This window comes from Micromonospora noduli, from assembly GCF_003264475.1.
Classification (GTDB): domain Bacteria; phylum Actinomycetota; class Actinomycetes; order Mycobacteriales; family Micromonosporaceae; genus Micromonospora; species Micromonospora noduli.
This window is the reverse complement of the sequence record NZ_PYAC01000020.1, coordinates 119,804-141,626: the sequence shown is the minus strand read 5'-3', so window position 1 is coordinate 141,626 and position 21,823 is coordinate 119,804. Positions and strand designations below refer to the sequence as shown.

Genomic DNA, 21,823 nt, shown 5'->3' with positions numbered 1-21,823 from the left:
GCGGGGCGCGGGGCGCGGGGGCGCCACGAGGCCGAGCGGTCAGGCGGTCAGGCGGTGACTGGCACCGGGGCGGCGGCGTCGGCCGGGGTGGCCTGGGGGGCCGACGTGACCGCGCGGCGTTCCCGGGTGGACCACTGCACCGACAGGGCGGCCAGCAGCACCAGGCAGGAGCCGAGCATGTGCGTGCCGACCAGGATCGCCGGCACGTGGGTGAAGTACTGCACGAAGCCGATCAGGCCCTGACTCAACTCCACGGCGACCAGGATGATCGCGGCGCGGGTGGCCCGCTGCGCACCGACGGCGCGGAACGCGAAGATCAGCGCCACCGACAGCCCGATCAGCAGGAAGACCCCGTCGGCGTGCACCTGCGAGATCGTCTCCGGGTCGAGCCCGTTGCGGGCGGCGCCGTGGTCGCCGGCGTGCGGGCCGCTGCCGGTGACCCAGGTGCCGACGACGAGCACGGCGACGGTGACGCCGGTGGTGACCCGGGCCAGCGCGCGCAGCGGTGCGGGCACCACGGCCACGGTCGGGCCGTCGGGGTCGCCGATGCGTCGCCAGAGGGCGTACGCGGCGGCGATCACGGCCATCGAGGCGAGGAAGTGCAGCCCGACCACCCACGGGTTGAGGTTGGTCAGCACGGTGATGCCACCGATCACCGCCTGGGCGGGGATGCCCAGGAAGACCGCCACGGCCAGTGCGAGGAGCCCGGGTCGGCGGGGTCGGTGGGCCAGTACGGCCAGTACGGTGGCCAGCGCGATCAGACCCACCGCGAAGGTCAGCATGCGGTTGCCGAACTCGATCACCCCGTACACGCCCATTTCCGGCGTGGTGACGTAGGAATCGTCGGTGCACCGGGGCCAGGTGGGGCAGCCGAGGCCCGAGGCGGTCAACCGGACGGCCCCGCCGGTGACGACGATGCCCACGTTCGCGATGATCGAGGCGAGCGCGAGGCGGCGCAGCAGGATGCCGGAGACCGGACGGACGATTCGGTTCACGGCGCAAATCCTACGCACCGTAGTGATCGAGGTTCGTCCGACTCCGTCGGCTCGGTGGTTGGGATCACCGGGGCCCGGGTTTGCGACCCTCCGGGTAATTACGTAACGTTGGCGTTGTGAAAAACGCGGCGGCGCTCTCCGGGCACCAACCGACGGCCGTACCGGCCCTCGGTGCGTCCGCCTCCGCGCCTGCCGTGACCACGTCGGCCGGCCTCGCCGGGCCGGCGGCGGCCGAGGTCTCCACCCGGGATCGGGTCACCCAGCTGCTGCTGGAGCAGGGTGCCACCACCGCCGCGCAGCTTGGCGCGGCGCTCGGGCTCAGCCCGGCGGCGATCCGCCGGCACCTGGACGCGATGCTTGCGGACGGTGACGTGTACGCCCGCGAGCAGCCCGTGCAGGGCAGTCGCGGTCGGGGGCGCCCGGCCAAGGTGTTCCTGTTGACCGAGGCCGCCCGGGTCCGCTGTGGCACACACCACTACGACAACATGGCCACCGCCGCGCTGCGCTGGATCGCCCGCAGCGGCGGCTCGGACGCGGTCGAGGCGTTCGCCACCGAGCAGGTGTCGGCTCTCGAGTCCCGTTGTCGGACGGCCATGGAGGACGCCGGCGACGACCCTCTCGCCCGAGCCGAGGCACTCGCCGCAGCGCTCACCGGCGAGGGTTACGCTGCCAGTGCGACCACGATCGCCTCTGGCGGCCAGCTCTGTCAGCACCACTGCCCGGTGGCGCACGTGGCCGCCGAGTTTCCTCAGCTGTGCGAGGCCGAGACCGCGGTCATCTCCCGTCTGGTCGGCACCCACGTGCAGCGTCTGGCCACCATCGCGCACGGCGACGGGGTGTGCACCACGCACATCCCGACTCAGCCGGGCCGCGCTCAATCCGGTAATCCCGTAACCACTGTGAGGACAGATAGATGACCGAGCAGATCGTCCAGCCCCTGACCCAGGAAGAGCAGCTCGCCGCCCTGGGCCGGTACGAGTACGGCTGGTCCGACCCGGACGCCGCCGGGGCGGTCGCCCAGCGCGGCATCAACGAGGCGGTGGTGCGGGACATCTCGGCCAAGAAGAACGAGCCGGCGTGGATGCTCGACCTGCGGCTGAAGGGCCTGCGGCTGTTCGGCCGTAAGCCGATGCCGGCCTGGGGTGCGGACCTCACCGGGATCGACTTCGACAACATCAAGTACTTCGTGCGGTCCACCGAGAAGCAGGCCACCAGCTGGGAGGACCTGCCCGAGGACATCAAGAACACCTACGACCGGCTGGGCATCCCGGAGGCGGAGAAGCAGCGGCTGGTCGCGGGTGTCGCGGCGCAGTACGAGTCGGAGGTCGTCTACCACAAGATCCGCGAGGACCTTGAGGAGCAGGGCGTCCTCTTCCTGGACACCGACACGGCGCTGCGCGAGCATGAGGACGTCTTCAAGGAGTACTTCGGCACGGTGATCCCGGTCGGCGACAACAAGTTCGCCGCCCTGAACACCTCGGTGTGGTCCGGTGGCTCGTTCATCTACGTGCCGAAGGGCGTGCACGTCGAGATCCCGCTGCAGGCCTACTTCCGGATCAACACGGAGAACATGGGCCAGTTCGAGCGGACGCTGATCATCGTCGACGAGGGTGCGTACGTGCACTACGTCGAGGGCTGCACCGCGCCGCTGTACTCCTCCGACTCGCTGCACAGCGCGGTCGTGGAGATCATCGTCAAGAAGAACGCGCGCTGCCGCTACACGACCATCCAGAACTGGTCGAACAACGTCTACAACCTGGTCACCAAGCGCGCGGTCTGCCACGAGGGCGCGACCATGGAGTGGGTCGACGGCAACATCGGCTCCAAGGTGACCATGAAGTACCCGGCGGTCTACATGACCGGCGAGCACGCCAAGGGCGAGGTGCTCTCGGTGGCGATGGCCGGCGAGGGTCAGCACCAGGACGCCGGCGCCAAGATGGTGCACGCCGCGCCGCACACCTCCTCGACCATCGTGTCGAAGTCGATCGCCCGTGGCGGCGGCCGCACCTCGTACCGGGGTCTGGTGCAGGTGCTGGAGGGTTCGCACCACAGCCGGAGCACTGTCAAGTGCGACGCGCTGCTGGTCGACACGATCTCCCGCTCGGACACCTACCCGTACGTCGACATCCGTGAGGACGACGTGTCGATGGGGCACGAGGCGACCGTCTCCAAGATCAGCGACGACCAGCTCTTCTATCTGATGAGCCGGGGTCTGAGCGAGGACGAGGCGATGGCCATGATCGTGCGCGGCTTCATCGAGCCGATCGCCAAGGAGCTCCCGATGGAGTACGCCCTGGAGCTCAACCGACTGATCGAGCTTCAGATGGAGGGCGCGGTCGGCTGACGCCGCCCGCCCTACCGAGCACCTGACACCGTCGTCGTAGAACAGACCAAGGAAGAAATGACTACCCAGGCTTCCGCGCCGCCGCCCAGCACCAAGTCGCAGGCGCTGCGCTCGTACGACGTCGCCGACTTCCCGGCCCTCACCGGCCTGGAGGAGGAGTGGCGCTTCACCCCGCTCAAGCGCCTCCGCGGCCTGACCAGTGACGCGCCGGCCGTAACCGGCACGGTCCGACACGAGTACGGCGACCTGCCCGAGGGCGTCGCCATCACCCGGGTCGGCCGTGACGACGAGCGGGTCGGCAGCGTGCTGACCCCGGTCGACCGGGTCAGCGCGCTGGCCTACGGTGCCGCCGCGGACGCCCTGCTGCTGCGGGTGGCCCCCGACGTGGTGCTCGGTGAGGCGGTGCGGCTGCGGGTGGTCGGCGAGGGCGTCGGGCAGCCGGCGTTCGGTCACACGTTCGTCGAGGTGGGCCGGTTCGCCGAGGCGACAGTGGTGCTGGAGCACGTCGGGTCGGCCACCCTGGCCGACAACGTCGAGGTGGCCGTGGCCGACGGCGCGAAGCTGACGCTGGTCACTGTCGCCGACTGGGCCGACGACGCGGTCCAGGCCCAGCACCTGAAGATCAAGCTGGGCCGGGACGCCAAGGTCATCCACATCCAGGTCTCACTGGGTGGCGACCTGGTCCGGCAGTTCACCAGCGTGGAATACACCGGGCGCGGTGGCGAGGCCGAGCTGTACGGCGTCTACTTCGCCGACTCCGGGCAGCACCTGGAGCACCGGCAGTTGGTCGACCACAGCATCCCGGACTGCCGCAGCTACGTCGGCTACCGGGGCGCTCTGCAGGGCGAGAGCGCGCACACCGTCTGGGTGGGCGACGTGCTCATCCGGGCCGAGGCGACCGGCACCGACACGTACGAGATCAACCGGAACCTGCTGCTCACCGACGGCGCACGGGCGGACTCCGTACCCAATCTGGAGATCGAGACCGGCGAGATCGCCGGCGCCGGCCACGCCAGCGCGACCGGCCGCTTCGATGACGAGCAGTTGTTCTACCTGATGGCCCGGGGCATTCCGGAAAGTGAGGCCCGCCGGCTGGTGGTGCGTGGTTTCTTCGCCGAGCTGATCAACAAGATCCCGGTGGAGTCGCTGCGCGAGAGCCTCGGCGACGCGATCGAGGCCCGGCTGACCAAGGCGGGCGCTTGATGATCCGCATCTGCTCCACCGAGGACGTGCCGAAGGGCACCGCGATCAGCGCGGATGTCGACGGCACCCCGATCGCCCTGGTGCACGGCGAGGACGGCGGCTTCTACGCCGCGTACGACGAGTGCTCGCACGCCTCGGTCGCGCTCTCCGAGGGTGAGGTCGATGGCTGCACGCTCGAGTGCTGGCTGCACGGCTCGCGCTTCGACCTGCGCACCGGCGAGCCGACCGGCCTGCCCGCCACCGAACCCGTCCCCGTCTACCCCGTCGAAGTCCGCGACGGCGACATCTACCTCAGCCTGACGCCGAGTAATGGAGTGACCCGATAATGAGCACCCTGGAGATCCGCGACCTGAAGGTGTCGGTCAAGCTGCCCGAGGGTGAGCTCAAGCCGATCCTGGCCGGCGTCGACCTGACCGTGAAGTCCGGCGAGACCCACGCGATCATGGGCCCGAACGGCTCCGGCAAGTCCACCCTGGCGTACTCGATCGCCGGTCACCCCAAGTACGAGATCACCGGTGGCACGGTGACCCTCGACGGCGAGGACGTGCTGGCCATGACGGTCGACGAGCGCGCCCGCGCCGGCCTCTTCCTGGCCATGCAGTACCCGGTCGAGGTGCCCGGCGTCTCGGTGGCGAACTTCCTGCGGACCGCGAAGACCGCCATCGACGGCGAGGCGCCGAAGCTCCGTACCTGGGGCGGCGAGCTGCGCGGTGCGATGGAGCGTCTCCAGATGGACCCGGCGTTCGCCCAGCGCAACGTCAACGAGGGCTTCTCCGGTGGTGAGAAGAAGCGGCACGAGATCGTCCAGCTGGAGCTGCTCAAGCCGAAGATCGCGATCCTCGACGAGACCGACTCCGGTCTCGACGTGGACGCGCTGCGCGTGGTCAGCGAGGGCGTCAACCGGGTCCGCGACACCGGCGACACCGGCGTGCTGCTGATCACCCACTACACCCGGATCCTGCGCTACATCAAGCCGGACTTCGTGCACGTCTTCGTGGCCGGCCGGATCGTCGAGCAGGGCGGCCCGGAGCTGGCCGACAAGCTCGAGGCCGAGGGCTACGAGCGGTACGCCGCCGGGGCCGGCACGGCCAAGGCCTGAGCGGGAGAGGCGCTGCCGAGATGACCAGCATCGCGATCCCCCCGGGGATGCCGCAGTACGACGACGTGCCGCGTTTCGACGTGGCCCGGGTGCGCGCCGACTTCCCGATCCTCGGTCGGGACATCAACGGGCACCCGCTGGTCTACCTCGACAGCGCCAACACCTCGCACAAACCCCGCCAGGTCCTCGACGTGCTCGACGAGCACTACGCGCGGCACAACGCCAACGTGTCGCGCTCGGTGCACACCCTGGGCACCGAGGCCACCGAGGCGTACGAGGGAGCGCGGGCGAAGATTGCCGCGTTCATCAACGCGCCGAGCACCGACGAGGTGGTGTTCACGAAGAACTCCACCGAGGCGATCAACATCGTGGCGTACGCCTTCTCGAACGCCTCGCTGCGCCCGGACGCCGACCCCCGTTTCCGGCTCGGTCCGGGCGACGAGGTGGTGATCTCCGAGATGGAGCACCACTCGAACATCGTCCCGTGGCAGTTGCTCTGTGAGCGGACCGGCGCGACTCTGCGCTGGTTCCCGGTCACCGACCAGGGGCGGCTGGACGAGTCGGGCCTGGAGGATCTGGTCACCGAACGGACGAAGATCGTCTCGCTGGTGCACATGTCCAACATCCTCGGCACTGTCAACGCCACCTCCCGGATCACCGCGCGGGTCCGTGAGGTGGGCGCGCTGCTGCTGCTGGACTGCTCGCAGTCGGTGCCGCACCTGCCCATCGACGTGGTTGACCTGGACGCCGACTACATCGTCTTCACCGGCCACAAGATGTGCGGTCCGACCGGCATCGGTGTGCTCTGGGGCCGGGGTGAGCTGCTGGCGGCCATGCCGCCGGTCTTCGGCGGCGGCTCGATGATCGAGACGGTCAGCATGGCCCGCTCGACGTTCGCCGCGCCGCCGGCCCGTTTCGAGGCGGGCACCCCGCCGATCGCCGAGGCGGTCGCGCTCGGTGCGGCGGTCGACTACCTGACCGGCATCGGGATGCAGGCCATCCAGTGGCACGAGAAGGAGCTGACGGCGTACGCGCTGGAAGCTCTCGGCTCGGTGCCGGATCTGCGGATCTTCGGTCCGACCGTGCCGGTGGGCCGGGGCGGCACCATCTCGTTCGCACTCGGTGACGTGCACCCGCACGACGTGGGTCAGGTGCTCGACTCGCTCGGCGTGCAGGTGCGGGTGGGCCACCACTGTGCCAAGCCGGTGTGCAGCCGGTTCGGCGTTCCGGCCATGACCCGGGCCTCGTTCTACCTCTACACCACCACCGAGGAGATCGACGCTCTGGTGGCCGGTCTGGAGCAGGTGCGGAAGGTGTTCGACTGATGCAGCTCGACCAGCTCTACCAGGAGATCATCCTGGACCACTACAAGCGCCCGCACGGGCGTGGCCTGCGCGATGCCGACGACCCGGGCGACCAGGTCGCGGAGGCGCACCACGTCAACCCCACCTGCGGTGACGAGGTCACCGTCCGGGTGGCCACCGACGGCACGGTGCTGCACGACATCTCGTACGACGGGATGGGCTGCTCGATCAGCCAGGCCTCGGCGAGTGTGCTGCACGAGTTGCTGCGTGGTCGGGGCGCCGGGGAAGCATTCGAGGTGCACGAGGCGTTCGTGGAGTTGATGTCCGGACGTGGTCAGGTCACGCCGGACGAGGACGTGCTCGGTGACGGGGTTGCTTTCGCGGGTGTGGCCCGTTACCCCGCCCGGGTCAAGTGCGCGCTGCTGCCGTGGATGGCGTTCAAGGACGCCGCGGCACGCGCCGGTGTGGGTGTGAGCCCGGAGGTGAAGGCGTGACGGTGCGTCAGCGAGCGAATGACACAGTGGTGCCCTGTGGCATCACACAGCGATGCGGAGGGACGGCATGAGCGAGAACACCGCCACTGAGGCGACGCCGGAGGCCGGTGACACCACAGTGGTGCCGCAGACCGACGCCGCGACGACCGATGACACCGGTGACGCCGCCGCTCCCGCGGGCGGCGTCAGCAAGGCGATGATCGCCGACATCGAGGAGGCGATGAAGGACGTCGTCGACCCGGAGCTCGGCATCAACGTGGTCGACCTGGGCCTCGTGTACGGCGTCCACGTCGACGACGAGAACGTCGCCACCCTGGACATGACGCTCACCTCGGCGGCCTGCCCGCTGACCGACGTCATCGAGGACCAGACCCGGCAGGCCCTGACCACCGGCCCCGGCGGCGGCCTGGTCAACGACATCCGGATCAACTGGGTGTGGCTCCCGCCGTGGGGCCCGGACAAGATCACGGACGAGGGTCGGGACCAGCTCCGCTCCCTCGGCTTCAACGTCTGACCTGATCCCACTTCGTCGAGCGCGGTACCCGTCCGGGTACCGCGCTCGACGCGTTCCAGGGCTGCAAGAAAGTAGTGGAACGGATCGTTCCGGTCTGCTAAGCTGAATTCATCGAACGGAGCGGAATATTCCGATCCGGAGGCGGGTGGGGAAGCTCGCCGGAGCCGGCAGAGAGGGCAGGACGATGAGCGAGATGGCAGCGGGGCAGTGGCGGACCGTGCTCGAAGAGGCGCACGAGGCGCTTCGGACGGCAGCCGAGGGGGTTCCGGCCGACGCCTGGGAGCGGCCCACCCCGTGCGAGCGGTGGAACGTCACCCAGGTGCTTCAGCACGCGGTCGGCGACCAGCTCGCCTTCGCGGCGGCGATCGACGGCGGGCCGGGGCCGACGGAGGACCCGTTCGCGCCCTCCGGTCGGATCGACGGTGACAAGCTCGCCGGCCTGCGCGCCGCCCTCGACGCGTCCGCTCGGGCCTGGAAGCGTGTCGCCGACGACGCCCCGGAGGTGCCCACGCCGCTGCCCCAGGGCAAGCTGCCGGCCGAGGTCGGCGCCGTAGCGTGCGCCCTGGATGCGGCAGTGCACGCCTGGGACATCGCGGTGGCCACCGGCCAGCCGTCCCCGCTCGGCGCCGAACTGGCCCGCCCCCTGCTGGTGGTGGCCCGGCAGATCGTCGAGCCGCTGCGGGCCTACGGCGCGTACGCCCCGGCGATCGACCCCGCTCCGGAGGCCGACGAGGTCGCCGCCCTGCTCTCCTACCTCGGTCGCGATCCCCGACTGACCGCCTGACGTTCGCCTCTGCCCGGTCGGCCGACTCCCGAACAACCCAAGATCTTGCTCGATCATTGATGTAGTGGCCTCGGTGCGTCGCCGAGGCCACTACATCCTGCTTCGAGCACGATCTTGGCGCGGGGCGCGGGGCGCGGGGCGCGGGGCGCGGGGCGCGGGGCGCGGGGAAAATCGGTGGCGGGGGCGCGGGTCCGGCGCGGAGGATGCGCGTGTGTCTGAGGCGTACCCGAAGCAGGTTCCTGTCCGTGCGGCCACTGCCGTGCGTCGACAGCGGCCGCTCCGGGGACGCACCTCCACCCGCCACCGACGTCCGTGACCGGGGCGTTCCTCGCCGGTCTCGTGGCCGGCTACGGCGTCGCCATTCCGGTCGGCGCGATCGCGATTCTCATTCTGGGGCTCAGCGCCCGTACCTCGTTTCGGGTGGGTGCCGCCGCAGCGCTCGCGGTGGCGACGGCCGACGGGCTCTACGCGGTGGTGGCCGTGCTCGGCGGCGCCGGCCTGGCCGGAATCATCGCGCCGGTCGCCGGGCCGCTGAGGGTGGTCGCCGCGGTGGTCCTGCTGGGTCTCGCCGGGCACGGCCTGTGGCGGACGTGGTCCGCGCACCGCTCGCAGCGGCGGCCGACGGCACGCGACGGTCTGGGCATGAGCACTCCGGGGCGGGCCTACGCGGCGCTGCTCGGATTGACTCTGCTGAACCCGATGACGGTGCTCTACTTCACCGCGCTGGTGCTCGGCCGCCGGGACACGGCCGACTCGGGCGTCGTCCCGGTGGCGCTCTTCGTGGCCGGGGTGTTCCTGGCATCGGCGAGTTGGCAACTGGTCATCGCCGGCGGTGGCACTGTGGTCGGCCGGGCGCTGACCGGGCCGCGGGGGCGGCTGGTCACCGGCCTGGTCTCCAGCGCGCTGATCGCCGCGCTGGCGGTCGCCGCGCTACTGCCAGGCTGAACGGTCACGGCGACCATCCGACGGCTGAGCCACCCGACCCGGTGCCGGACCGCGAAGGGTCGACGGTGTCGCCCCGGTGTTCCGGGGGCGGGCCCGGGGCCGCCCGGGGGCCCGGGTGGGTTCGCTGTGCCGTACGGTCGGGCGATGACCAGTCGACCCGCAGCCGGCGGAGGCCGGTGGGTCGAGGTCGACCCGGCCCGCGTCGGCCGCTGGGTCGAGGGCTTCGCCGACCGGCACGGCCCGCCCACCACCAGCGCCCAGGAGTACGGCCTACTGCTCGCCGCCCCGGACGGCGCAACCGCTGAGCTGTACGCCCCACCGGGTGCGCCGGCCGGCGTGGACGTGGCTGGCTTCGTGGCCTCCGCCGTCACGCCCCGCCGGATCGGCCTGCTGCTGGCCCGCAAGGGCGCTGTGGCGCTCGGGGTGGCCGAGGGCGCCGACCTCGTCGTCTCCAAGGTGGACACCCGCTACGTGCAGGGGCGCACCGCTGCGGGGGGATGGTCGCAGCACCGGTTCGCCCGCCGGCGTGACAACCAGGCGAAGGCTGCGCTGGGTGACGCGGCGGACCTGGCCGTACGGCTGCTGTTGCCGGAGGTGGCGACGCTCGCCGCGCTGGTCTGCGGCGGTGACCGGCGGGCGGTCGACGGAGTGCTGGCCGACCGGCGGTTGGCCCCGCTCGTGCCGTTGCGGGCGGAGCGGCTGCTCGACGTGCCGGAGCCCCGGCACGCCGTGCTGGTCGCGGCGGTGGGTGCGGCCCGGGCGGTGCGGATCCTGGTGCGCGACCCCGACTGACCTCGGCCTTCACTGGCGGCGTCGGCGTCGGCGTCGGCGTCGGCGGGGAGACGATCGCCACGCAAAACGGGGTTCGCGGCGTGCTGCCCGGCTGGCGGCCGGAGGATGGGCGCGTGGAGTTTCTGGTTGACATGGTGACGACGGTGCCGCAGGGAACATCGGAGGACGGCGTCGCCGACATGCGCGCGCGAGAGGCGGCGCGTTCGGCCGAGCTGACGGCCCAGGGCAGTCTCCTGCGGTTGTGGCGGCCGCCGCTGGCGCCGGGGGAGTGGCGTACGTGGGGGCTGTTCCAGGCCGCCGACGCCGATGAGCTGGAAGCCGTGCTCGCGTCGATGCCGCTGCGCGCCTGGCGGCGCGAGACCGTGACGCCGTTGACGCCGCACCCGAACGATCCGGGTCAGCCGCCTCGCTGAGCCTGGAGGGGGTCGCCTCGCACGTGGGGCAGCTCGACAGGCAGGCGACGTGCACGTCCGTCCAGCAGGGAGATCATCATGTCCGAGGCGCAGATTCTGCGTACCGTCCTCGACCGGTGGAAGTCGGCGGTCGACGCCCACGAGCCCGATCGGGTCGCGGCGTGCTTCACCGACGACGCGATCTTTCAGGGGTTGCAGCCGTACACGGTCGGTCCTGCCGGCGTCGCCGCGTACTACGCCGGACAGCCGCTCGGCCTGACCGCCGCGTACGACATCCGGGAGATCCGTCGTCTCGCCGACGACGTGGTCCTCGGCTACCTGGAGGTGGAGTTCGCCTTCACCGACCGGCCGGCCCTGAACGTCAACCTCGGCGTGCTCCTGCGGCGGGTCGACGACGACTGGCTCATCGGCCACTACCAGGTCTCGCAGCTCACCTGACCCGGGAGCTTCGGCAGGGATGACGATCGTGGCAGGCCCGCGGAGGGACCTGCCACGATCTGGGGGCGGATGTCAGAGCTGGTCGGTGCCGAAGGTGTCGCAGGTCTTCGGGTCGCCGCGGTCGTAGCCCTGGTTGAACCAGCGCTTGCGCTGCTCGGACGTGCCGTGGGTGAACTGGTCGGGGTTGACCCGCCCGCCGGAGCGCTCCTGGATGCTGTCGTCGCCGATCGCCTCGGCGGCGTCGATGGCCTGGTTGATGTCGGCCTCGGTGATCGACTTGAACAGTGGCTGCTGGCCGGTCTTGTCCTTGCTCTCGGTGGCGTGCCTGGCCCAGGCGCCGGCGTAGCAGTCGGCCTGCAACTCCAGCCGTACGGAGGCGGAGCGGGGGCCGCTCTGGTCGCCCTGGCCGGCCTTCGCGTTGGTGCCGAGCAGGTTCTGGACGTGGTGGCCGTACTCGTGGGCGAGCACGTACGGCTGGGCGAACTCGCCCTTCGCCCCGAACCGGGACGCCAGCTCGTCGTAGAAGCTCAGGTCGATGTACACCTTCCGGTCGGCGGGGCAGTAGAACGGGCCGACGCCCGAGTCGGCCTGCCCGCAGCCGGTGTTCACTGCCGCCTGGAAGAAGTTCGTGGTGGTGACCTCGTAGTCGCTTCTGCCCAGCTCGGGGTACGCCTTCTTCCAGTAGTCCTGGATGCTGTTGACGTAGAGCAGGTTGCGGCAGCGCGCATCGTCGAGACGCTCGGGGTTGGCGGTGGAGCACAACTGCTCCAGGTCGGTGCCGCCGGCCTGCCCGCCCTCGTCGCCGTTGGTCATGGCGTTGAGACCGAACCCGCCGCCGAGGAGGGCGACGAGAACGGCCACCACGATGCCGATGATGCCGCCCCGGCCGCCGCCGCCCGGGATGGGGATGCCGAAGCCGCCGCCCGACCCGCCGCTACCCCGGCCCAGGTCGTTGGCCTGGGAGGTGTCGAGCTCGGCCCGCTCGTTGAGTTCCATGGGTGACCCCGATCGCCGTATGCCGGTGAATGTCTTTTGTGTGTCGTTTCGTCCATCGAGTGCCGGACGGGGTCCGGACAGGCGTTCCGATACCCGATGATCTTGATCGGTAATCCGGGAGGGACGTCCGACGGCGCCCGGTACACTTGTCGGGTGCTGCGCTGCGAAGGCTGAACCGCCCCGCGCCGTCGGGCCCCTTGAGCCCGCCGGCGGTTTCGCGTGCCCCGAGTCAGCCTTCCAAACCCCGAGAGCGAGCCCGCAAACATGATCACTGCCACCGGCCTGGAACTGCGTGCCGGTTCCCGGATCCTGCTGTCCGACACCACCCTGCGCGTGCAGCCCGGTGATCGGATCGGCCTGGTCGGTCGCAACGGCGCCGGCAAGACCACCACGCTGAAGGTGCTCGCCGGCGAGGGGCAGCCGTACGGCGGCCAGATCGACCAGCGCAGCGCCATCGGCTACCTGCCGCAGGACCCGCGCACGGGTGACCTGGAGGTCACCGGCCGCGACCGGGTGCTCTCCGCCCGCGGCCTGGACGTGCTGATGGCGCAGATGCAGGAGGTCGAGGCCCGCCTCGCCGAGGACGCCAACGACAAGCTGGTCCGTCGGTACGGCGCGTTGGAGGACCAGTTCGCCGCCCTCGGCGGGTACGCGGCCGAGGCTGAGGCCGCGCGGATCTGCGCCAACCTCGGTCTACCGGACCGGGCGCTCGCGCAGACCATCGGCACCCTCTCCGGTGGTCAGCGTCGCCGCATCGAGCTGGCCCGGATCCTGTTCCGCGACGCGGGCGAGAACGGCGGCGGCATCCTGCTGCTCGACGAGCCCACCAACCACCTCGACGCCGACTCGATCACCTGGTTGCGGGGCTTCCTCGCCAACCACAAGGGCGGCCTGATCGTGATCTCCCACGACGGCGCGCTGCTGGAGTCGGTGGTCAACAAGGTCTGGTTCCTCGACGCCACCCGGTCGGTCATCGACGTGTACAACCTGGGTTGGAAGGCGTACCTGGAGGCGCGCGAGACCGACGAGCGGCGCCGCCGCCGGGAGCGGGCCAACGCGGAGAAGAAGGCCGGCGCGCTGATGGCGCAGGCCGACAAGATGAGGGCCAAGGCCACCAAGACCGTGGCCGCCCAGAACATGGCCCGCCGTGCCGAGAAGCTGATCTCCGGCTTGGAGGAGGTGCGGGTCGCCGACCGGGTGGCCAAGGTGCGTTTCCCCAGCCCCGCGCCGTGCGGCAAGACCCCGCTCACGGCGACCGGCCTTTCCAAGTCGTACGGCTCGCTGGAGATCTTCACCGACGTCAACGTGGCGGTGGACCGGGGCTCCCGGGTGGCCATCCTCGGGCTCAACGGCGCCGGCAAGACGACCCTGCTGCGGATGCTCGGCGGGCTGCTCAGCCCGGACACCGGCGAGGTGCACGCGGGGCACGGCCTGCGGCTGGGCTACTACGCCCAGGAGCACGAGACGCTGGACGTGGAGCGGACGGTGCTGGAGAACATGCGCGCCGCCGCCGTCGAGCAGTCCGACACCGACCTGCGCAAGATCCTTGGCGCGTTCCTCTTCTCCGGTGACGACGTGAACAAGCCGGCCGGCGTGCTCTCCGGCGGCGAGAAGACCCGGCTGGCCCTGTCCACTCTGGTCTGTTCCGGCGCCAACGTGCTGTTGCTCGACGAGCCGACGAACAACCTCGACCCGGTCAGCCGGGAGCAGGTGCTCGACGCCATCGCCAACTACCCGGGCGCGATCGTCCTGGTCACCCACGATCCGGGTGCGGTGCTGGCGCTCAAGCCGGACCGGGCCATCCTGCTGCCCGACGGCGATGAGGACGCGTGGAGCGACGACCTGCTCGAACTGGTCGAGCTGGCCTGACCGAGGCTGCTCGGCCGGCTCTCAGCCGAGCAGGTCGACCAGTCGGCCGAGCACGCCGGAGCTGACCAGGATCACCAGCCCGATGGCGATGAAGATCGTCGGCACCAGCCAGGCGCCAGCGCGCTCGACCAGCCGGACCACCCTCCGGTGCCCGCCCAGCCAGGCCCCGGCCGCGCACCAGAGCGCGATCAGCAGCACGAAGACCAGCAGGAGCACGGCGCTGTCGGCCACACCGAGGGCCCGGAAGACGGGTACGTAGACAGCGACGTTGTCGGCGCCGTTCGCGATCGTCACCCCGGCCACGCCGAGCGCTCCGGTGACGACCGCCGGTGCCTCGTCGTCGCCCGAACTCCGCAGCGCGCGTACGCCGAGTGCGATCGGCAGCAGGCCGAGCAGCCCCGTCCACGGGTCGGGCACCACCAGGAGTCCACCCGCGATCACCGCGCTCGCCAACGCGAGCGCGCCGATGCCGAGGTATTGTCCGGCGACAATCTCCCAGGTGCGGGGTTTGCCGGTGGTGCGGGCCGCGACGAAGAACAGCGTCAGGATGACGATGTCGTCGATGTCGGTGGCAGCGAAGACCACTGCCGCCGCGCCGGCGGTGCTCAACAGGTCGATCACGACCGAAGGCTACGGGCCGCCGGCAGCCGCCAGCTCCCGGCGGTGGTACGCCCGGACGCCGCGGCGGGCCGGATCGCCAGGATCACTCTATCGGGAAGCTGACATTGCATAGCGTGTCGGTTGGCGAAGAGTTGATATCTGGCGCATGATCGTTCGAGGCGGTCTAATAGGTGGGACCGTATCCGAACCGCACAGTCTGGGACGTGAGGACACAGCATGGCAGCCACTGGCACAGCCACCAGCACTGAGAAGGGTCGCCGGATCGTCGGAGCCGAGCGTCAGACGCTCGCCAAGGACCTGGTAAAGCGGTACACCTCGGGGGAGAGCATCCGCGCGTTGGCGGCCTCGACCGGCCGTTCCTACGGGTTCATCCACCGAGTGCTCACCGAGTCCGGCGTGCAGCTGCGTCAGCGCGGTGGCGCCCGGCGCCGCAAGAAGGCGTGACCCGCCCCTCAGCGTCGTCCACCAGCGCCGCGCCCCGGGACGTCCGGTGACCGCCGAGGCGACCGGGGTTCGGCTGACTTGCGACGGGCCGGTCGCCACGGTGACGTTGTGCCGGCCCGACGTGCTCAATGCCCAGACGCCCGCGATGTGGCAGGCGATGAGCGACTTCTCCCGCGACCTTCCCGGCGACGTGCGGGTGGTGGTGGTCCGCGGCGAGGGTCGCGCGTTCTCTGCCGGCCTCGATCTCGCGGTGGCGGGCGCCTCCGGCCCGGGGTCCTTCGCTGAGCTGGCCACGCTGCCCGAGCAGGAGTGCGCCGAGCGCATCGCCGAGTTCCAGGCCGGTTTCACCTGGCTGCACCGGCCGGATGTCGTCTCCGTCGCGGCCGTACAGGGCCACGCGATCGGTGCCGGCTTTCAGCTCGCGCTCGCCTGTGACCTGCGAGTGCTCTCCGCGGACGCGAAGCTGTCGATGGCCGAGGTGACCCTCGGTCTGGTGCCCGACCTGGCCGGCACGAAACGCCTCGTCGAGTTGGTCGGATATTCGCGGGCGTTGGAGATCTGTGCGACCGGCCGCCGGCTGGACGCCGCCGAGGCGGACCGGATCGGGCTGGCCACCCTTGTCGTACCCCCGGCCGAGCTGGACGACGCGGTGCGGGACCTGACCGCCGGCCTGCTCTCCGGAGCCCGCGACGCGGTGGTGGAGATCAAGGCGTTGCTCGCCGGTGCCGGCGGGCGGTCGCACGCCGACCAGCAGCGCGCCGAGCGGGAGGCGCAGACCCGTCGGCTGCGTGACCTTGCCGGCAGGGGAGAATAGGTAAGGACCGCACGGGAAGATCCGGGTTACGAACGAGGTTGTCACACTCGTCGGGAGAATTGACCTGACGGTGCGGTCCGCCCGGCAACCCGGAGGTGAGCGATGTCCAACCCGATGTCCGGCGGTGGCATGGCCGGGTGGAGCATGCTCCGGTCGATGCGCAACCGCGACGAGGTCTCCACCCACCGGCTCAAGCGCGGGGTGGCCCGCCGCATCGTCGCCTTCGCCCACCCCTACCGGCGCGACATCATCGTCTTCCTGGCCACCGTGGTGTTGGCCGCCATCATCGGCGTGGCCACCCCGGTGCTCGCCGGTGACGTGATCAACGCGATCAACCGGGGCGGCACCGAGGCCGGCCGGCTCGTGGTGCGGCTGGCCCTGTTCATCGCCGCGCTGGCGGTCGCCGACGCGCTGCTGTCGCTGGCCCAACGGTGGTACTCCGCCCGCATCGGCGAGGGCATCATCTTCAACCTGCGCACCCGGGTCTACGACCACGTGCAGCGGATGCCGTTGCAGTTCTTCACCCGTACCCAGACCGGCGCCCTGGTCAGCAGGCTCAACAACGACGTGCTCGGCGCCCAGCGGGCGTTCACCTCCACCCTGTCCGGTGTGGTCAGCAACGTCATCCAGCTGGTGCTCACCGCGGCGGTGATGTTCACCCTCTCCTGGCAGATCACCGCGCTGTCACTGGTGCTGCTGCCGATCTTCATCATTCCGGCCCGCCGGGTCGGTCGACGGCTGGCGGACATCACCCGCGAGGCGTACAACCTCGACGCCAAGATGAACGCGACAATGACCGAGCGGTTCGGGGTGGCCGGTGCGCTGCTGGTGAAGCTCTTCGGCCAGCCCGAGATCGAGGCTCGTCGGTTCGCCGACCGGGCCGAGCGGGTCCGTGACATCGGCATCCAGTCCGCGATGTACTCCCGCACGTTCTTCGTGGCGATGCTGCTGGTCGCCTCACTGGCGCAGGCTCTGACCTACGGTCTCGGCGGCTGGCTCGCGGTCACCGGCGGCGTCAGCGCCGGCACCGTGGTGACGCTCGCGCTGCTGCTCACCCGCCTGTACGGGCCGCTCACGGCACTGTCCAACGTCCGGGTGGACGTGATGAGCGCGCTGGTCTCCTTCGACCGGGTCTTCGAGGTGCTCGACCTCAAGCCGGGCATCGTGGAGAAGCCCGACGCGGTACCGGTGCCCCTGGGCGCCGGCCGGGTCGACTTCCGCGACGTGCGTTTCCGCTACCCGAGCGCCGCCGAGATCTCCCTCGCCTCCCTGGAGGAGGTCGCCACCCTCGACCGGACCGTCAACGAGCCGGTGCTCAAGGGGGTCTCGTTCAGCGTCGAGCCGGGGCAGATGGTCGCGCTGGTCGGCCCGTCCGGGGCGGGCAAGTCGACGCTGTCGATGCTCATCTCCCGGATCTACGACGTCAGCGACGGGCAGGTGCTCGTCGGCGGCGTCGACGTGCGCGACGCGACGCTCGCCTCCCTGCGCGACGAGATCGGTGTCGTCACTCAGGATTCGCACCTGTTCCACGAGACGATCGCCGAGAATCTTCGCTACGCCAAGCCGGACGCCACCGACGACGAGATCTGGGCCGCCCTGGCCGGCGCCCAGGTGGCCGATCTGGTCCGGTCGCTTCCCGACGGTCTGGACACCACAGTGGGGGAGCGCGGCTACCGGTTCTCCGGCGGCGAGAAGCAACGCATCGCGATCGCGCGACTGCTGCTCAAGGCACCGTCGATCGTGATCCTCGACGAGGCGACCGCACACCTGGATTCGGAGAGTGAGGCGGCGGTGCAGCGTGCGCTGTCGGTGGCGCTGGCCGGGCGTACCGCGCTCGTGATCGCGCACCGGCTCTCCACAGTGCGCGACGCCGACCAGATCCTGGTCCTTGACGGTGGGCGGATCGTCGAGCGGGGGCGGCACGAGGAGTTGGTAGCGGTCGGTGGGCTCTACGCCGAGCTGTACCGGACCCAGTTCGCTGTCGCCGACTCGCCAACCCCGTTCGTCGACGCGACCGGCCCCGAGCCGGTGGTCATGCCGCTGGGCACCTACCGCGCCGACGAGGTGCTGCCGCCCGCCGCCGCCAACTGACGGCCGCGTCCATCACAGGGCCGGTAGATCGGTCGCCGTTCGCAACTCGGCGAACGCCAGGCCCAGGGTGGCCGGGGTGAAGTGCGCGTTCAGGCCGCTGGGGTTGGGCAGCACCCACAGCCGGGCACCGGCCAGCGACTCCGGTTGCGGCCCGAAGGTGGCCTTCGGCCGTTGAAAACCGATCCGGTACGCGGTCACGCCCACCACTGCCACCCAGTGCGGCCGGTACCGGGCCACCTTGTCGGTCAGGATCGCCGCGCCGTCGAGGAGTTCCTCGGTGCTCAGTTCGTCCGCGCGGGCGCTGGCCCGGGCGGCCATGTTGGTGATGCCGAGCCCGAGCGCGGGCAGTTCGTCCTGTTCGCTGGGGTGCAGCAGCCGGGGGGTGAACCCGCCCCGGTACAGGGCGGGCCAGAACCGGTTGCCGGGTCGAGCGAAGTGCCAACCGGTGGCAGCCGACCACAGGCCCGGGTTGATGCCGACGAAGAGCACCGCCAGCCCCGGCGCGAGCACGTCGGGAATGGTCCGGTCCGCAGCCGCCGCCAGGTCCGCCAGGTCCGCCCGGGTCGGCCGGGTCGTCCGGGGCGGCGTCACGGCACGGGCGGGTCGGGCTCCGTCGGGGGTCACAGCCCGCGTAGCGCGCCGCCGTCGACCGGCAGGGTGATCCCGGTGAGGTAGCTGGCGGCGGGGGAGAGCACGAACGCGGCCACCCGGCCGAACTCGGCCGGGTCGCCGACGCGGCGCAGCGGGATGCCGGCCTCCGCCTCGGCGCGGGCCCGCTCCGGGTCGCCGGTCGCTCCGAACAGCTCCCGGTTGCGATCGGTCATGATCCGGCCGGGCAACAGGCCGACCACCCGGACCCCACGCGGGCCGTAGTCGTCGGCGATGTCCTTGGCCGCCCCGACCAGGCCGGGCCGCAGACCGTTGGAGATGCCGAGACCGGGCACCGGGCCACGCGCCGAGGTGGAGAGCACCAGCCCGATCGCGCCGCCCTCGGGCAGGGCGTTGGCGACAGTGCGTACGGCGCGGATTGTGCCCAGGAAGACGGTCTCGAAGGAGAGCCGCCACTGCTCGTCGGTGACCGCTGCGGCGTTGCCCGGCGGCGGCCCACCGACCGAGATCAGCGCGCCGTCGAGCCGGCCGAAATGCTCCTGCGCGGCGGCGACGAGCTGCCCCGGGGTGTCCGGGTCGGTGAGGTCGGCGGTCAGTCCGACGGCGTGCTCCGGGCCACCCAGCTGCTGTGCGGCGGCGGCCACCGCGTCCGGGTCCCGGGCCGAGAGCACCACCCGCGCACCGTCGGCGACCAGGCACTGCGCGGTCGCGTAACCCAGGCCGCGGGAGGCGCCGGTGAGGACGTACACGCGGTCGGTCAGTCCGAGATCCATAACGCCGATCCTGCCGCATTCGGTATCCCGTCGCCAGCACGGGTGGGTACCCGTGGGGCGGGGCGCAGCAGGCGTACCCGGCCGGCGATCTGCACCGCGACGGCGCCGCCGGCGCGGCCCACCGCCGGCACCCGGCGCGGACGCGGCGCCCGAACCCCGTCGTAGCGCAGGCGTGCCTCCCGGACGGCCAACTCCTCGGCGGCCACCGGTGGGAGCGCGTGCTGAGCGTGCAGCGCCCGGGCCAGGTCCCAACCGTCGCGCAGCGATCCGGCGGTGGGTCGCCGGGCGGCCCAGTCGGCGAAGGTGGTCGACCACCTGGCACCGAGGCCGGCGGCGAGCAGTGGCCAGTGCCGGGCCACCTCGCCGGCCCGCTTGCGCAGCAGGGCCGCGCGGGTGGCGGCCAGCGGTCCCGGCGCGAACCCCGCCGGTGGCTCACCCCCGGCGACCAGCGCCGCGACCAGTTCGGCCTGCCGCTCGGCCAGCCCGGCGCGGGGCGTCAGCGCGGAGCCGCCCTCGGGTGCGCCAGTCATGTCACGGCCGGGAAGCCCGCGGCGGAGGCCAGGGCGTCCAGTTCGGCGCGGAGTTCGGCGGCCGGCGGATAGTGGCCGTCGCGCTCCAGCAGCAGCGCCGGCGGTCGCCGCCGGGCGCAGAGCGCGCCGACCAGCTCCAGCACCGCCGCCGGAACCGGGTCGGTGTGGGTGTCGTGGTAGAACCCGCCGTGCTCCGCGCCACCGGCCACGTGGGCGTACGCGACCCGCTCCAGCGGCAGGCGGTCCAGCAACGCCAGCGGGTCGGCGCCCCGGTTGCGGGCGTTGGCGTGCACGTTGGCCACGTCCAGCAGCAGCAGTGCCCCGGTCCGGTCGAGGATCTCGGTGAGGAAGTCCGCCTCGGTCAACTCGTCGTCGGGCCAGTCGAGCAACGCGGCGATCGGCTCCAGCGCGATCGGCACCGGAAGCTCGGCCTGTGCCCGGGCCACGTTGGCGCAGACCGCGTCGACGGCTTCCCGGCTGCGCGGCAGCGGCAGCAGGTGGCCGGCCTCCAGACCACCGGCCCGGACGAACGCGATGTGCTCGCTGACCAGCGGGGCGTCCAGGCGTTGCGCCACCGCGGCCAGGTGGGCGACCCGGGCCGGGTCGACCGGCTCGGCGCCGCCGAGGGAGAGCCGCACCCCGTGCGGTACGACGGTCACCGCGCGGTCCTGCAGCTGCGTCAGGCCGGGCGGGAGCGGCCCGGAGGCGGGCACCCCCTCGGCCACCACCTCGACGAAGCGCAGGCCGGGCAGCTCGGCCACGAAGCCGGCGATCTCCGGACGCCAGCCGATGCCGACCCCAAACGGGCCGGTCATCCGCCGCACCCGCCGCCGCCCCCGCACCCGCCGCCTCCACCGCCGCAGGAGCTGCCGCCGTCCCCACCGGAGCTGTCGCCTCCGCCACCGGACGATCCGTCGGACCCGCCCGTCCAGCCGCCGTTGCCGGAGAGGGCCTGGCGCTGAATCTCGGCCTGCTCGGCGAAGCCCGGGTCGAGAGCCCAGAGCGAGGCGGTGCCGTACAGGGCCACGCCCATCGCCGCGCCGGCCGCTCCGTAGGTGGCGTAGGCGGGCGCTGAGGCCGGCGCGAGGTGGGTGTGTTCGCGGCGGACGGAGCGTAGGGCGGTGCGACCGGCCCGGGTGAGCATGGGTGCCCGGCGCAGCACCAGCGTGATGGTCAGCAGCGGAACCAGGGTCAGCAACAGGTAACCGACCGGGTGACCGTTGAACAGGCCGGAGACCAACCGGAGTACACCGAGGCCCAGCAGGGCGAACAGGATCATGGACCAGGAGCGGGCACGGGCGCGCTGCGCGTCGTCGGTGAGCAGCCCGCGCTGCTCCAGGCCGTTGCGGATCTGGTCCAGCGCGGAGCGTACGCGCTCGTCCTGCGGCAGGTCCCGCACCCGGGAGTGCTGGTGGGCGGCCCAGTGGATGGCCTGATCCAGTGGGGTGAGCCCGGTCGGCGGGGTACCGCCGGTGGTCAGCCGACGGTCCGGTCGAACGCCGACCGCGCCGCTGCCGCGCAGCCCGCCCAGCGCCGCGTGCACGGCGAGCTGAGGGCCACCGTTGAGGTACGCGACCTGCTGTGGTCCGAGTGGGTCTTGGGTGTTGTGCGCCGGGGCGGTCAGCACGCGGATCCGGTGGTACGCCGCGATCGCCACCACCAGGATGGCCGCCGCGATGTAGTACCGGAGGAAGGTTGGGCCGGAAATGCCCCAGGTGTCGCCGGACGCGGCGTGGACGTTCATCGACTGC

Annotated in this window: 25 protein-coding genes; 17 read left to right on the top strand and 8 right to left on the bottom strand. The window is 71.5% G+C overall.

Annotated elements, in window-relative coordinates; genetic code table 11:
* Positions 1-47: 47 nt before the first annotated feature.
* On the bottom strand, positions 48-1,013 hold the full coding sequence (locus MED15_RS20745) for a COX15/CtaA family protein (protein ID WP_167457697.1): 966 nt from the start codon (positions 1,011-1,013) through the stop codon (positions 48-50).
* A 98-nt stretch (positions 1,014-1,111) separates the two neighbouring features.
* Here MED15_RS20745 and MED15_RS20740 point away from each other — a divergent pair, with 98 nt between their 5' ends.
* The 13 genes from MED15_RS20740 (at position 1,112) to MED15_RS20680 (ending at position 11,325) form a co-directional block, all read left to right on the top strand.
* A complete protein-coding gene (locus MED15_RS20740; RefSeq protein ID WP_373861105.1) occupies positions 1,112-1,912 on the top strand; it encodes a helix-turn-helix transcriptional regulator in 801 nt (266 codons plus the stop codon).
* Positions 1,909-3,339 (top strand): Fe-S cluster assembly protein SufB, encoded by a 1,431-nt coding sequence (gene sufB, locus MED15_RS20735; protein ID WP_074312771.1) that lies wholly within the window; start codon positions 1,909-1,911, stop codon positions 3,337-3,339. The genes MED15_RS20740 and sufB overlap by 4 nt, the downstream gene beginning before the upstream one ends.
* A 57-nt stretch (positions 3,340-3,396) precedes the next feature.
* On the top strand, positions 3,397-4,542 hold the full coding sequence (gene sufD / locus MED15_RS20730; protein WP_112736697.1) for a Fe-S cluster assembly protein SufD: 1,146 nt from the start codon (positions 3,397-3,399) through the stop codon (positions 4,540-4,542).
* Positions 4,542-4,868: a non-heme iron oxygenase ferredoxin subunit gene (locus MED15_RS20725; protein WP_091403693.1), complete on the top strand. Its 327-nt coding sequence runs from the start codon at positions 4,542-4,544 to the stop codon at positions 4,866-4,868. The genes sufD and MED15_RS20725 overlap by 1 nt, the downstream gene beginning before the upstream one ends.
* Complete coding sequence (gene sufC / locus MED15_RS20720; RefSeq protein WP_007462702.1) at positions 4,868-5,641, top strand: Fe-S cluster assembly ATPase SufC; 774 nt, start codon at positions 4,868-4,870, stop codon at positions 5,639-5,641. The genes MED15_RS20725 and sufC overlap by 1 nt, the downstream gene beginning before the upstream one ends.
* A gap of 20 nt (positions 5,642-5,661) precedes the next feature.
* On the top strand, positions 5,662-6,966 hold the full coding sequence (locus tag MED15_RS20715; protein ID WP_112588606.1) for a cysteine desulfurase: 1,305 nt from the start codon (positions 5,662-5,664) through the stop codon (positions 6,964-6,966).
* Positions 6,966-7,439 carry a Fe-S cluster assembly sulfur transfer protein SufU gene (sufU, locus tag MED15_RS20710; RefSeq protein WP_091403700.1) on the top strand — a complete coding sequence of 158 codons (474 nt, stop codon included), beginning with the start codon at positions 6,966-6,968 and terminating at the stop codon, positions 7,437-7,439. The genes MED15_RS20715 and sufU overlap by 1 nt, the downstream gene beginning before the upstream one ends.
* Positions 7,440-7,506: 67 nt before the next feature.
* Entirely contained in the window at positions 7,507-7,953 is a 447-nt protein-coding gene (locus MED15_RS20705; RefSeq protein WP_112588604.1) for a metal-sulfur cluster assembly factor, read from the top strand.
* Positions 7,954-8,137: 184 nt separating this feature from the next.
* Positions 8,138-8,737 carry a TIGR03086 family metal-binding protein gene (locus tag MED15_RS20700; protein ID WP_208646701.1) on the top strand — a complete coding sequence of 200 codons (600 nt, stop codon included), beginning with the start codon at positions 8,138-8,140 and terminating at the stop codon, positions 8,735-8,737.
* A gap of 312 nt (positions 8,738-9,049) precedes the next feature.
* Positions 9,050-9,682: a LysE family transporter gene (locus tag MED15_RS20695; RefSeq protein WP_112736695.1), complete on the top strand. Its 633-nt coding sequence runs from the start codon at positions 9,050-9,052 to the stop codon at positions 9,680-9,682.
* A gap of 144 nt (positions 9,683-9,826) precedes the next feature.
* Entirely contained in the window at positions 9,827-10,474 is a 648-nt protein-coding gene (locus MED15_RS20690) for an acVLRF1 family peptidyl-tRNA hydrolase (RefSeq protein ID WP_112588644.1), read from the top strand.
* Positions 10,475-10,587: 113 nt separating this feature from the next.
* Positions 10,588-10,887, top strand: coding sequence for a muconolactone Delta-isomerase family protein (locus MED15_RS20685; RefSeq protein ID WP_091405207.1), 300 nt, complete (start codon positions 10,588-10,590; stop codon positions 10,885-10,887).
* 78 nt (positions 10,888-10,965) lie between these two features.
* Positions 10,966-11,325 carry a YybH family protein gene (locus tag MED15_RS20680; RefSeq protein ID WP_112588646.1) on the top strand — a complete coding sequence of 120 codons (360 nt, stop codon included), beginning with the start codon at positions 10,966-10,968 and terminating at the stop codon, positions 11,323-11,325.
* A gap of 72 nt (positions 11,326-11,397) precedes the next feature.
* Here MED15_RS20680 and ypfJ read toward each other — a convergent pair whose 3' ends face one another.
* Positions 11,398-12,321, bottom strand: coding sequence for a KPN_02809 family neutral zinc metallopeptidase (gene ypfJ, locus MED15_RS20675; RefSeq protein ID WP_112588648.1), 924 nt, complete (start codon positions 12,319-12,321; stop codon positions 11,398-11,400).
* Between the two features lie 264 nt (positions 12,322-12,585).
* Here ypfJ and MED15_RS20670 point away from each other — a divergent pair, with 264 nt between their 5' ends.
* Positions 12,586-14,190 carry an ABC-F family ATP-binding cassette domain-containing protein gene (locus tag MED15_RS20670; protein ID WP_091403713.1) on the top strand — a complete coding sequence of 535 codons (1,605 nt, stop codon included), beginning with the start codon at positions 12,586-12,588 and terminating at the stop codon, positions 14,188-14,190.
* 21 nt (positions 14,191-14,211) lie between these two features.
* Here the strand turns inward: MED15_RS20670 and MED15_RS20665 are convergent, their stop codons facing one another.
* The gene (locus tag MED15_RS20665; protein ID WP_181518514.1) at positions 14,212-14,811 is read right to left on the bottom strand and encodes a cadmium resistance transporter; all 600 of its coding nucleotides are present in this window, start codon (positions 14,809-14,811) and stop codon (positions 14,212-14,214) included.
* A 216-nt stretch (positions 14,812-15,027) separates the two neighbouring features.
* Between MED15_RS20665 and MED15_RS20660 the strand changes: the two genes are divergently transcribed.
* The 3 genes from MED15_RS20660 (at position 15,028) to MED15_RS20650 (ending at position 18,160) form a co-directional block, all read left to right on the top strand.
* Positions 15,028-15,255: a helix-turn-helix domain-containing protein gene (locus MED15_RS20660; RefSeq protein WP_007462679.1), complete on the top strand. Its 228-nt coding sequence runs from the start codon at positions 15,028-15,030 to the stop codon at positions 15,253-15,255.
* A 46-nt stretch (positions 15,256-15,301) separates the two neighbouring features.
* Positions 15,302-16,069 (top strand): enoyl-CoA hydratase/isomerase family protein, encoded by a 768-nt coding sequence (locus MED15_RS20655; RefSeq protein WP_112588650.1) that lies wholly within the window; start codon positions 15,302-15,304, stop codon positions 16,067-16,069.
* A gap of 114 nt (positions 16,070-16,183) precedes the next feature.
* Positions 16,184-18,160 (top strand): ABC transporter ATP-binding protein, encoded by a 1,977-nt coding sequence (locus MED15_RS20650; protein ID WP_181541662.1) that lies wholly within the window; start codon positions 16,184-16,186, stop codon positions 18,158-18,160.
* A 12-nt stretch (positions 18,161-18,172) separates the two neighbouring features.
* Here the strand turns inward: MED15_RS20650 and mug are convergent, their stop codons facing one another.
* Genes mug through MED15_RS20625 form a run of 5 tightly spaced genes read right to left on the bottom strand, consistent with a single transcriptional unit; the run spans position 18,173 to position 21,816 of the window.
* A complete protein-coding gene (mug, locus tag MED15_RS20645) occupies positions 18,173-18,784 on the bottom strand; it encodes a G/U mismatch-specific DNA glycosylase (RefSeq protein ID WP_425271085.1) in 612 nt (203 codons plus the stop codon).
* Entirely contained in the window at positions 18,781-19,542 is a 762-nt protein-coding gene (locus MED15_RS20640) for an SDR family oxidoreductase (RefSeq protein WP_112588656.1), read from the bottom strand. The genes mug and MED15_RS20640 overlap by 4 nt, the downstream gene beginning before the upstream one ends.
* Positions 19,527-20,072, bottom strand: coding sequence for an SCO6045 C-terminal-like domain-containing protein (locus MED15_RS20635; protein ID WP_112736693.1), 546 nt, complete (start codon positions 20,070-20,072; stop codon positions 19,527-19,529). Before MED15_RS20635 ends, MED15_RS20640 begins: the two co-directional genes overlap by 16 nt.
* Positions 20,069-20,887: an MbnB/TglH/ChrH family RiPP precursor modification enzyme gene (locus MED15_RS20630; protein ID WP_112588683.1), complete on the bottom strand. Its 819-nt coding sequence runs from the start codon at positions 20,885-20,887 to the stop codon at positions 20,069-20,071. The genes MED15_RS20635 and MED15_RS20630 overlap by 4 nt, the downstream gene beginning before the upstream one ends.
* Positions 20,884-21,816: a TIGR04222 domain-containing membrane protein gene (locus tag MED15_RS20625; protein WP_112602148.1), complete on the bottom strand. Its 933-nt coding sequence runs from the start codon at positions 21,814-21,816 to the stop codon at positions 20,884-20,886. Before MED15_RS20625 ends, MED15_RS20630 begins: the two co-directional genes overlap by 4 nt.
* Positions 21,817-21,823 lie beyond the last annotated feature (7 nt).